General features: G+C 44.1%; 9 protein-coding genes and 1 tRNA gene. 5 read left to right on the forward strand and 5 right to left on the reverse strand.

The annotated features are described in order from the left end of the window. The first annotated feature begins 169 nt into the window (after window positions 1-169). A complete protein-coding gene (locus tag ACYPWY_RS03625) occupies window positions 170-838 on the forward strand; it encodes a hypothetical protein (RefSeq protein ID WP_459684075.1) in 669 nt (222 codons plus the stop codon). Between the two features lie 152 nt (window positions 839-990). Here ACYPWY_RS03625 and ACYPWY_RS03630 read toward each other — a convergent pair. Continuing rightward, window positions 991-1078, reverse strand: a tRNA-Ser gene (locus ACYPWY_RS03630). A 105-nt stretch (window positions 1079-1183) separates the two neighbouring features. On the opposite strand from ACYPWY_RS03630, the gene ACYPWY_RS03635 reads away from it, so the two are divergent. Next, window positions 1184-2206, forward strand: coding sequence for a glycosyltransferase (locus tag ACYPWY_RS03635; protein ID WP_459684076.1), 1023 nt, complete (start codon window positions 1184-1186; stop codon window positions 2204-2206). Window positions 2207-2209: 3 nt separating this feature from the next. Here ACYPWY_RS03635 and ACYPWY_RS03640 read toward each other — a convergent pair whose 3' ends face one another. The 4 genes from ACYPWY_RS03640 to carA are packed head-to-tail and all read right to left on the reverse strand — an operon-like array spanning window position 2210 to window position 8303. After that, window positions 2210-2980, reverse strand: coding sequence for a TatD family hydrolase (locus tag ACYPWY_RS03640; protein WP_459684077.1), 771 nt, complete (start codon window positions 2978-2980; stop codon window positions 2210-2212). A 10-nt stretch (window positions 2981-2990) separates the two neighbouring features. Then, a complete protein-coding gene (locus tag ACYPWY_RS03645) occupies window positions 2991-3959 on the reverse strand; it encodes a polyprenyl synthetase family protein (RefSeq protein WP_459684098.1) in 969 nt (322 codons plus the stop codon). Between the two features lie 42 nt (window positions 3960-4001). Next, window positions 4002-7220, reverse strand: coding sequence for a carbamoyl-phosphate synthase (glutamine-hydrolyzing) large subunit (gene carB / locus ACYPWY_RS03650; protein WP_459684078.1), 3219 nt, complete (start codon window positions 7218-7220; stop codon window positions 4002-4004). A gap of 12 nt (window positions 7221-7232) precedes the next feature. Then, a complete protein-coding gene (gene carA, locus ACYPWY_RS03655; protein WP_459684079.1) occupies window positions 7233-8303 on the reverse strand; it encodes a glutamine-hydrolyzing carbamoyl-phosphate synthase small subunit in 1071 nt (356 codons plus the stop codon). Between the two features lie 292 nt (window positions 8304-8595). Between carA and ACYPWY_RS03660 the strand changes: the two genes are divergently transcribed. From ACYPWY_RS03660 to ACYPWY_RS03670, 3 genes are all read left to right on the forward strand, one after another. Then, a complete protein-coding gene (locus ACYPWY_RS03660; RefSeq protein WP_459684080.1) occupies window positions 8596-9366 on the forward strand; it encodes a peptidylprolyl isomerase in 771 nt (256 codons plus the stop codon). A 452-nt stretch (window positions 9367-9818) separates the two neighbouring features. Next, window positions 9819-10454, forward strand: coding sequence for a DUF3575 domain-containing protein (locus ACYPWY_RS03665; protein ID WP_459684081.1), 636 nt, complete (start codon window positions 9819-9821; stop codon window positions 10452-10454). Window positions 10455-10460: 6 nt separating this feature from the next. Next, window positions 10461-11246, forward strand: coding sequence for a fimbrial protein (locus tag ACYPWY_RS03670; protein ID WP_459684082.1), 786 nt, complete (start codon window positions 10461-10463; stop codon window positions 11244-11246). Window positions 11247-11262: the final 16 nt, after the last annotated feature.

Consider the following 11262-nt stretch of genomic DNA (forward strand, 5'->3'; position numbering starts at 1 on the left):
ATGCTGAAGGATGCTATGAATTATTTTTCTTGTACACCCGGCCTTTACGCTAATATTGTCAGGCCAGTAGCTCCGCCAATTTTTATCCGTTTGTGTGCAATTGATAATTTTATGCTAACTTTGCTCAATAATAGAACCGAATGAGTAGAAAACTTAATAATGCGTTATCATGAAAACACTCAAATTATCTTTTATTTTTTTGTTGCTGGGAATTTCGTTTTATTCGTGCGAAAAGGATGAGACCGAAACAAACAGGCAACTTCCTTTGTTTCCGTTAAACATTGGCAATACCTGGGTTTATGAACAAACAACCTATAATGTTGGGGCTACTCCTTTCACAACCACGACAAAAACGGAAATTAAGTATCGCTATACAATTGATAAACAAAAAGGGTTCTCTTCGACAGAATATGCGGATGGACAACCTATCTCATTGGTAAACAACGATAATGAGGGAAACTGCATTGAATATTTTTTTGATAAAGATGCATTAGTCCATGAGACTATCTTTTGTAAGAAGAATGCTAAGACTAATGATAAATGGATTTGTAAATCAATAGTTTATACAAATGGAGACATTTCAAATTATAGAATAGATGAACAAGAAATAACTTGTACATCCTCCGACACGGTAATTGTAACACTCAAAGGAAGTTTTCGTTGCATGGGCTTTTCCTATCATCCGGGCGGACTGGATGATAACGGAAATCCATATCACACCATGATCCAATATTTCTCAGAGAATGTGGGATTGGTAAAATATGTACATTACGAGCACGACTATGGGAAAACAACCTTGTTTACGGAAAGAGTTTTAATAGATTATATTTTGAAGTAATTTAGCGCCCGATTGAGGAGAAAAATAACCCCTGAAAAAACAAGCGAGCTGTCTTATAAGTCTGTCATCCCGTGCTTGACACGGGATCTCCTGAGTAAATGTGCAATGACAAGCTCGGGAATAAGGCTTATAAGACAGCCCCTTGTTTATTGCGGAGAAGATGAGATTCGAACTCACGAAACGCTTTAGGCATTTACACGCTTTCCAGGCGTGCCTCTTCAACCACTCGAGCACCTCTCCAAAACTTTGTGGATGCAAAGATAATTGATATTTTGGGATTAGCAAAGGGTAGTGAGAAATAGTATGGAGTGATATTAATTCGTTTATTGATTATAAGATATTATTATGAAAGTTTTTATTGACCCGAGGAGTACCATAAACTATTCGTCGTATTACATTCGGGGATTGTATGATGTTTTTGGAAAAAGGCATGTCGCTTTTTCTTCCAGATTTTTCAACGAATTGGAGGAGATTGATATGCTTATGGCTTTTGTTATAACAGATAAGGATGCCACCAGAAAAATTATAATCGACTACAGGGACCAGCATGATGTAATTGAGCAGGCTTATGAATGGTCGGATGTGTATGCCAAGATTAATATCAATTTGTCAACGCCACATTATGGCAGCAATAAATTAATAAATATAGCTCCTTCTTTTTCCATAAAAATATGGAATCCGGTTGAATTGTGCTTTCAATTAGTGAGCAATTTCCTGAAAGCAAAAATCTGGAAGCACACCCATAGCGCCAATATTCATTTAAGACCCCAAAGGTGGATTCGCAATTATTTATCGCTATTAAAAAGGCAACCGCTTCAAAGTTATACCAACCATACGGCCTCCGACAGAGGGAATTACGTCTTTTTTGTTTCTACTTTTTGGGCAGGCGAAAATGCCACCAATCTCTTTCGCCAGCATTACATATTATCCTGTGCACGGAACGACAAAATAAATTTTGATGGCGGCTTTTTCGTCAACAAGAATGTCGCTGTTCCCCAGAATATTCCATCAAAACTGATTTTCAACAGCTACCTTTCAAACAAATCGTACCTGAAAAATATACAAAATTCGATATTTGTATTCAATACGTCGGCTGTGCTTAATTGTCATGGCTGGAAACTGGGCGAATTTCTTTGTATAGGGAAAGCCATCATATCGACCAGCTTGATAAACGAGCTCCCCGCCCCACTCCAACACGGCAAAGACATTTATTTGGCGAACGATGAAACCGAAATAGAACAGGCAATAGACCGGCTACTGACCAATAATGAGTTGAGAACCAGACTGGAAGAAAATGCAAGAGCCTATTACACAAAATACGCCTCTCCGGTGAAGGTGATAGAAAAAATTGTGGAACGGGCAAAATAGAGGCTATATCCCAAACAACTTTCTCACATTCTCCGATGTTTGCTCTCCTACTTCTTCGGGAGTAGTGTGATAGACTTCGGCTAGTTTTTCCAGCATTTTTGTGGTGTATGCCGGTTCGTTGCGCTTGCCACGGTAAGGAACAGGACTAAGGTAGGGCGCATCGGTTTCTATAATGATGTGCGACAGGTCTGTCTTCTTCAATGTTTCGGGCAATGTGGAGTTTTTGAATGTTACAACGCCGTTGATTCCCAGCAGAAAATTACCGAGCGCGAGTATTTCCGTTAATTCTTCTTCGCTTCCGCCAAAACTGTGGAAAACGCCTCGCAGGTTTTCGGCTCCTATGTTGCAAATGCTTTTGATGCATTGGGCTGTGGCATTGCGCGAATGGATGGCGACCGGCAAGTCGTATTCGATGCTCCAGCGCAGTTGTTGCTCGAAGGCGAGTATTTGCTCCTTTTCAAAGCTTTTGTCCCAATAGAGGTCGATGCCTATTTCGCCGATGGCGATGTAGTTGCGGTGGGCGAATTGTGCTTTTAGAAACTCCAGATCGGATGGCCAGTTGCCCGATACGCTGGTTGGGTGCAATCCCATCATCGGAAAGCAGTACCCTGCGTAACTGTCGGATAATTTATGCAGCCGGTCGATAGACTCCAAGTCGATATTGGGCAGGAGTATGTTGACTACACCGGCTTGCTTTGCCCGTGCAACGACAGCATCCACGTCTCCCTCAAAATCGGGTTGGTAAATGTGCGCATGTGTATCTATTATTCTCACCGAAATAGCTTTATGAGTTACGCGACAGCAGCAGTTCGGCCAATGCCTTCAGTTCTTGTTTGTTGTCGGCGGCTGCATTCACCTTGTTCAGGCAGTTGATGCCTTTATTGTAGTAGTCAATAACCAGTTGTCTGGTTATTTCTTTCAATCCCAGTTCATCGTATATTTTTGTTACAGCGGCAATTTTTTCCTCGGGCTCGAACTCCGTTTTGTTGATCCAATGCAGCAATAGCTCTTTCTTCCTTGCATTCCGAAGGGCATTGATAAGCAGGAATGTTTTTTTGTTGCATAAAATATCGCCTCCTATCTTCTTTCCAAAAGTTTCGGGATTGCCATACACATCCAGCAAATCGTCCATCAACTGAAATCCCAAGCCGATGTTTATCCCGAACTGGTATAAATTATCGGCATCTTCTTCGCTTGCTTCGGCCAGAATAGCGCCCTCTTTCAGGGCACAACCCAACAATACGGCAGTCTTCAGGCGAATCATTTCCAGGTACTCGGCGATGGTTACGTCCAGGCGTTGTTCAAACTCCATATCGAGTTGCTGACCACAACAAATTTCGGTTGCTGTGGTAGAGAACAGTTTTAAGACTTGCGGCAGGAATTTTGCGTCAACCCCGGCAATTTTCACGTAAGCCTCTATCAGCATGGCATCGCCCGACAAAACGGCGGTGTTGTCATTCCATTTGATATGAACAGTTTCTTTTCCGCGCCGAACATCCGCTCTATCCATCAAATCGTCGTGCAACAAGGTGAAGTTATGGAAAATTTCAATGGCCAAAGCTACGGGCAAGGCTGTTCTCACATCGTCCTTATACAAGTTATACGACATCAAGCTTAGCGCCGGACGCAGGCGTTTTCCTCCCAGCGAAAGGATGTAGCTTATGGGGTCGAACAAGGATTGGGGATTCTGCCCGAACCGCAAGGCGCTAATCTCTTCGTTTAGCGTATTTAAAACCTCTTCAAATTTATACAACATCGCATAGTTTGTTTATTTGTCGTTCTCATAATTTGTTCTTTATTCGTATTCGTTCCAGTGCTTAATTTCGATGTCATTCACATCCAATTTGCAGAATGCCTGAATAAACGCCGATGCAAGACGGGAATTTGTCAACAGCGGAACATTGTAATCAATGGCCGCCCGCCTGATTTTATAGCCGTTATCCAATTCGTTTGTCGTGAAATCTTTGGGGATATTCACCACCAAGTCAATCTTCTTATTCTGAATCAGTTCCAATGCGCTGGGCTGTTTGTCGTCATTTGGCCAATATACCCGGGTGGCAGGTATTCCGTTGTCTTCCAAGAATTGTTGAGAACCGCCCGTTGCATACAGCTCGTAGCCTTTGGAATAAAGCAAACGCGCCGCTTCCAGCAATTCGACTTTGGATTTTGCCGGGCCGGTGGAGAACAGCACTGTTTTTTCGGGAATGCGGTAGCCTACCGAGAGCATTGATTTGAGCATGGCATCGTAAAAGTCGTTGCCGATACATCCTACTTCTCCTGTCGAAGCCATGTCCACGCCAAGTACGGGGTCGGCTTTTTGCAAGCGGGAGAAAGAGAATTGGGAGGCTTTGATTCCGACATAATCGAGGTCGAAAGCGCTCTTGTTCGGCTTTTCTACGGGTAATCCCAGCATAATCTTCGTTGCCAGGTCAATGAAGTTTATTTTAAGCACCTTCGACACAAACGGGAACGAACGCGAAGCCCGCAAGTTACATTCAATGACTTTAATTTCGTTGTTCTTTGCCAGGAACTGGATATTGAAAGGCCCCGATATTTGGAGCTCCTGCGCAATTTTGCGTGCAATCTTCTTCACCCGGCGAACCGTTTCGATGTAGAGGCGTTGGGCGGGGAACTGTATGGTGGCATCGCCCGAGTGTACTCCGGCAAACTCCACGTGCTCGGATATGGCGTACATAATCATGTCGCCTTTGTTTGCCACGGCATCCAGCTCTATTTCTTTGGCGTTTTCGATAAATTCGCTCACCACCACCGGATGCTTTTTCGATACATCGGCAGCCAACTGAAGGAAGTTAATCAACTCCTGTTCGTTTGAGCAGACATTCATGGCAGCGCCCGAAAGCACATACGAGGGGCGAACCAGCACCGGATAGCCAACTTCTTCCACAAAACCCTTGATGTCGTCAAGCGAGCTTAGCTCTTTCCAGCGTGGCTGATCAACCCCAATCCGGTCGAGCATACTCGAGAATTTGTGCCGGTCTTCGGCGTTGTCAATGTTTTTGGCCGAGGTGCCCAGTATGTTTACATTGGCTTCGTCCAGTCTGACAGCCAGGTTATTGGGTATTTGTCCGCCTACCGAGAGAATAACGCCGTGCGGGTTTTCCAATTCGATAATGTCCATCACACGCTCGTAGGTCAACTCGTCGAAGTAGAGGCGGTCGCACATATCGTAGTCGGTGGAAACGGTTTCGGGATTGTAGTTTATCATCACCGATCGGTATCCTTCCTTCCGCACCGTTTGCAGGGCATTTACCGAACACCAGTCGAACTCAACGGATGAGCCAATGCGGTAAGCGCCTGATCCAAGCACTATTACCGAGCGTTTGTCGCCCAGGTAATTCACATCGTTGGCGGTGCCGTTATAAGTCAGGTAGAGGTAGTTTGTCTGTGCCGGATATTCGGCGGCAAGCGTATCAATTTGCTTCACCACCGGAACAATTCCGTTTTGCTTGCGTATTTCGCGCAGGTTTTGTGCGGCCTGTTCTACCAAACCGGACTTCTCGCAAACGATTTTCGCTACCTGAAAATCGGAGAATCCCATTTGTTTGGCCGAGCGGATAAGCTCGAGCGGAATCGCCTGTATTTCGGTGTATTTCTCCAACTCTTTCGAGCATTTGAATATGTAATGCAGCTTCTGGAGAAACCAGTTGTCGATTTTCGTCAGCTCGTGTATTTTTTCAATCGAGTAACCCTGTTCAAAGGCTTGCTCAATGCAGAATATACGTTTGTCGGTCGGATTTTTCAGGGCATCGTCCAGATTTTGTTGAACCAGATTTTTATTGGCGACAAAACCGTGCATACCCACGTTTATCATGCGCAATCCCTTTTGGATGGCCTCCTCAAAGCTACGTCCGATAGCCATAATTTCGCCAACGGATTTCATGCTCGAACCAATTTCCTTGGATACGCCATGGAATTTACCCAAATCCCAACGCGGTATTTTTACAACAATGTAGTCCAGCGCCGGTTCAAAGAAGGCGCAGGTGGATTTTGTTACCGAGTTTTTCAGTTCAAACAACCCATATCCCAGCCCCAATTTAGCCGCAACAAACGCCAAAGGATAACCGGTTGCCTTGGAAGCAAGCGCAGACGAACGGCTGAGCCGCGCATTGACCTCAATAACGCGGTAATCCTCCGATTGAGGGTCGAAAGCGTACTGAACGTTACATTCGCCGACTATACCGATGTGTTTGACGATGCGGATAGACAGTTCGCGCAGTTTATGATACTCCGAGTTGGTGAGTGTTTGAGATGGCGCCACCACGATACTCTCCCCGGTGTGAATACCGAGCGGGTCGAAGTTCTCCATGTTACACACTGTCATACAGTTGTCGTATTTATCGCGAACAACTTCGTATTCCACTTCTTTCCAGCCTTTCAGCGATTTCTCGATCAGGAGCTGAGACGAATAAGAGAATGCCTTTTCGGCCAGCAGTTGCAGTTCCTGTTCGTTGTCGCAAAAGCCCGAGCCAAGACCACCAAGCGCGTATGCAGCACGCACAATGATGGGATAGCCCAGTTCAGCAGCCGCTTTTATCGCGCCATCAATGGCGCCGACGGCAATGCTTTTAATGGTTTTTACCTCAATTTCGTCCAGTTTCCTGACAAACAATTCGCGGTCTTCGGTGTCGATAATGGCCTGAACCGGTGTTCCCAGTACCCGGAGGTTGTACTTCTCCAATATACCCGACTCGAAGAGTTGTACGCCGCAGTTCAGGGCTGTTTGTCCGCCAAAAGCCAGAAGTATGCCTTCGGGTTTTTCTTTTTTGATTACCTTTTCAACAAAATAGGGCGTAATCGGCAGAAAATATATTTTATCGGCAGAACCTTCGGAGGTTTGTACTGTCGCGATATTCGGATTTATCAATATGGTTTCGATGCCCTCCTCTTTCAGGGCTTTCAAGGCTTGCGAGCCCGAGTAATCAAACTCTCCGGCCTCGCCTATTTTCAGGGCGCCCGACCCCAGTACTAATACTTTTTTTATGTTTATATCCATAAGGGTTATTTTTTATAACTTTTCGAAAAACAAATCAAATAAGAAATCGGTATCTGTGGGGCCGCTGGCAGCCTCGGGATGAAACTGTGCCGAAAAGAAAGGTTTTGTTTTGTGCTTTATACCTTCGTTCGTTCCATCATTCAGATTAATAAACAGGGGTTCCCAGTCTTTTCCCAGCGAAGAGTTGGCTACGGCAAACCCGTGGTTTTGGGAAGTGATGAAGCACTTGTTGCTGTCCACCATCTTCACCGGCTGGTTGTGGCTGCGGTGCCCGTATTTCAGCTTATACACCGATGCGCCTCCGGCTTTCGACAGCAACTGGTTTCCCATACATATTCCGCAGATAGGTTTGTTTTTTTCCATTGCCTTGCGGATGTTTTGGACGGTGATTTCGCAATGATCGGGATTTCCCGGTCCGTTGGAGATAAACAAGCCGTCGTATTCCAACTGGTTGAAATCATAATCCCAGGGTACGCGTATCAGTGTGATGTCCCTCTTCAGCAGGCAGCGGATGATGTTGTGCTTTACGCCGCAATCAACCAACACCACTTTTTTACTGCCGTTTCCGTAGGTGATTACTTCCTTGCAACTTGCTTTTGCCACCAGATTTTCGAGGTTGGGGTCAACAAAATCAATTTCGCCGACATCCTTGAAGACAATTTTGCCTTTCATCGAGCCTTTTTCGCGCAGGCGCTTTGTCAACTCACGCGTATCAATGCCATAAATTCCGGGCACATCGTTTTCTTTCAGCCATTCTCCCAGGCTTTTCTTTGCATTCCAGTGCGAATATTCGTGCGAATAATTTGAAATGATAAGTCCGGTAACCTGAATTCGTTCCGACTCGTAGAAATTTGAAATACCGTTGGTGAACACGTTTTCGGGAACGCCGTAATTACCAACCAGCGGAAAAGTAACTACCAAAATCTGCCCCAGGTAGGAAGGGTCTGTCAAACTCTCGGGATAGCCAACCATTGCTGTGTTGAATACCACCTCGCCGGCAACAGCTTTTTCCGAGCCAAAAGACTTCCCTTCAAAAACTGTTTCGTCATCAAGAATTAATAGAACAGGCTTGTCTGTCTGCATTTGCTATAAAATTATATTTTGACCTAAAAGAAAATGATTCGAATCACACAGGTTTGAGATAAATAAAAAAGGAATGAGATATTCAGAAAATAACTCATTCCTTTCTTTATTTTTAAAGAATTTGCAATCATTACAATTTGTTATCAAATACCCAAACATTTTAACTCATAAGAATATCTGAAATGCAAAGGTAAAAATAATTTTACAATATAGCGGTATCTTTAATTACTAATTAATTGTAAATTTGAAGGTTTTTTTAAATACCGTACATACATCAACTGAAAACCACATTATGAACACAGAAAAAGAAGAGAAAAAAGTCGTTATTCAAACCGATTTTGGAGACATTGTTGCCAAACTGTATAATAAAACGCCCCTCCACCGGGACAATTTTATAAAACTGGTGAAAGAAGATTTTTACCGCGATTTGTTATTCCACCGTGTTATAAAAGATTTTATGATACAAGGCGGCGATTATGCATCGGGAACCAGCGTGCTGCGGGAAGACGACCTGGCTAATGCCCCCGACTACACCGTGCCGGCAGAATTTGTGTATCCCGAATATTACCATAAAAGAGGCGCACTGGCCGCTGCCCGCTTGGGGGATAACGTCAATCCCGAAAAAGCGTCCTCTGCCTCCCAGTTCTACATTGTAACAGGCGCGGTGTTTTCGGAAGCCGAATTAGCTCTGCTGGAAAAACAACGCTTCGAGAAACTCAAGCAAGCTATTTTGGGCGAATTGCAGGCACAGCACAAGGATACCATCAAAGAATTGTACCGTGGCGGCGAAAAAGAAAAGCTAACCCAATTCCGAAACAACCTGATAGCCCAATCCATAGCAGAAGCCGGAAACAGGAAAGATGAAACAGCATTCAGCCCAACACAAAAAAGCGATTATGCAAGCATTGGCGGCGCGCCGCATCTGGATGGAGAATACAGCGTTTTCGGCGAAATTATTGAGGGTATGGATGTGGTGGATAAAATACAGAATATCCGTGTCAATCAACACGATAAACCCTTGACGGATGTGAAGATGCGGATTGAAGTTCTTAAAGAAATTTAGATTTTAACATTCGGCAAGGTTAAACTATTCTAAACACATCGAATTAGTTTACAAATAGTTTTGATAATTTGTGCGTACACACTATATTTGTGATGTGTTTTTCATAGTATTAGATTTAAGGTTAACAAAGGAGATTGGTTGTCGCGATGACAACCTTTTTCTATTTTTATGCGGATGGTGAAAATTGCCGGTAACAATTCCCGAAAAAAGAACAAATTTCCGTGAACTTTTTCAATTATACGATGTTTACACGTTAAATGGACATTCAAAATAGTAATAAGGTTAAATTACTCTAAATTTATCGAATTAATTTGTAGATAGTTTGTGTAATTAGTACGGATACGTTATGTTTGTGATGAATTTTTAAGAATAGTTACAATCTTAATAAATTATTGGTAGATGCATAAATTCCTGTACGTTTTCCGGGGAATAATCTGGATAATATTTCCGGTATGCCAGCCCAAGTTGCAGAAGTAGATACTACGTTCAGCACACCTCAAGTAGCCTTAAAAAGCAACTTGTTATACGATGCAACCACCACATTGAATCTCGGCATCGAGTTTCGCTTAAACAACAGACTAACACTTGACATTCCTTTTAACTACAATCCATGGAGTTTTTCGGGTGGCAAGAAACTCAAACACTGGCTCATCCAACCCGAATTGCGCTATTGGCAACGCAAATCGTTCTCCGGCTCTTTCTGGGGATTGCACTTGCATGGAGGTCAATTCAACACGGCGCACATTATTGATGATTATCGCTACGAAGGCTGGCTGACCGGCGCTGGAATTTCGTACGGCTACCGCTGGAACCTGTCGGACAAATGGGCGCTGGAAGCAACCCTGGGAGCCGGATATGCCTATTTCGACTATACAAAATACACGGCAGAAAGAACAAGCCCCGATGGTTGCGCAACTTGCGGAGAAAAACTGAAACCGGACAATAAAAATTACTGGGGGCCGACAAAAGCAGGCTTATCCATCCTAAATTACAGCGACCCTGCTAACTATGATAAGGTATTGTATCAGCAGTTTCAACGGTATAATTTTTCCTCAACGGTTTCGCGTTGTGTGAGAAGTGTAGAATGAAATAAAATGAATGCGACTAAACTATATCTGATTTTATTTTTCGCCGTTTTCTTTCTTTCGGGTTGCGAAGAGGATAAGGGATTTTTACCGGAAGAATCGTCCGGCATATCTCTTTTGCTTTCGCCTTTAAGGGCAAGCGCTTCGGATGACGATGATAATCTGCCCGAAGAATACGAGATTAAAAACCTGAGCATTTTTTTGGCCGATGCGGGTTCCAACACTATTTCCGATAAATTTGTTCACCAGGCGTATTCGCCCGTCAGCGGCGCTTCTATTAAAAACTGCAAATTGGTAAACCTGCCTTTAGACCCTGCTACGCTGGTGAAAAAGGACATCTATGTGATAGCAAACTGTGCCGACATTCTGGCATTGAACGCCATCTTGACGGTAAGCGACATCAAAGCCCTGAAAACGCCGCAAGCTACCTCCGCCAACGGACTGACCACCGGTGAAGGATTACCGATGTATGGACAGTCCTTAGATACCGATTTAAGTAGCGCTTCAACCGGCAATCCGCCCACCGTGATGCTGGTGCGCGCCTGCGCCAAACTGCGCATCACTCTGATTTATACCAATAGTTCCTGGATTGGCGCCGAGAACAAGTGCAAGATGGACAATGTAGCGCCCTATACATTTTATTGTAAGAATGACGGTTTTAAATTAGATGCTGCCGATTTAATAGCCTACCCTACGCTGGATATGACCCCAATAAGCCCGCAACAATATCAAGGGGTGATTTATATTTATGAGTCGCTGCAACTACCCCGCCTGCATATTTACATGAGTCCGTAGGACATTCATATCAATA

The sequence above is a fragment of the Viscerimonas tarda genome, from assembly GCF_054601255.1.

Coding starts and splice junctions, on each gene's coding strand:
- ACYPWY_RS03635 (WP_459684076.1), top strand. CDS start 1,184: ATGAAAGTTTTTATTGACCCGAGGAGTACCATAAACTATTCGTCGTAT.
- ACYPWY_RS03625 (WP_459684075.1), top strand. CDS start 170: ATGAAAACACTCAAATTATCTTTTATTTTTTTGTTGCTGGGAATTTCG.
- ACYPWY_RS03660 (WP_459684080.1), top strand. CDS start 8,596: ATGAACACAGAAAAAGAAGAGAAAAAAGTCGTTATTCAAACCGATTTT.
- ACYPWY_RS03670 (WP_459684082.1), top strand. CDS start 10,461: ATGAATGCGACTAAACTATATCTGATTTTATTTTTCGCCGTTTTCTTT.
- carB (WP_459684078.1), bottom strand. CDS start 7,220: ATGGATATAAACATAAAAAAAGTATTAGTACTGGGGTCGGGCGCCCTG.
- carA (WP_459684079.1), bottom strand. CDS start 8,303: ATGCAGACAGACAAGCCTGTTCTATTAATTCTTGATGACGAAACAGTT.
- ACYPWY_RS03665 (WP_459684081.1), top strand. CDS start 9,819: ATGCCAGCCCAAGTTGCAGAAGTAGATACTACGTTCAGCACACCTCAA.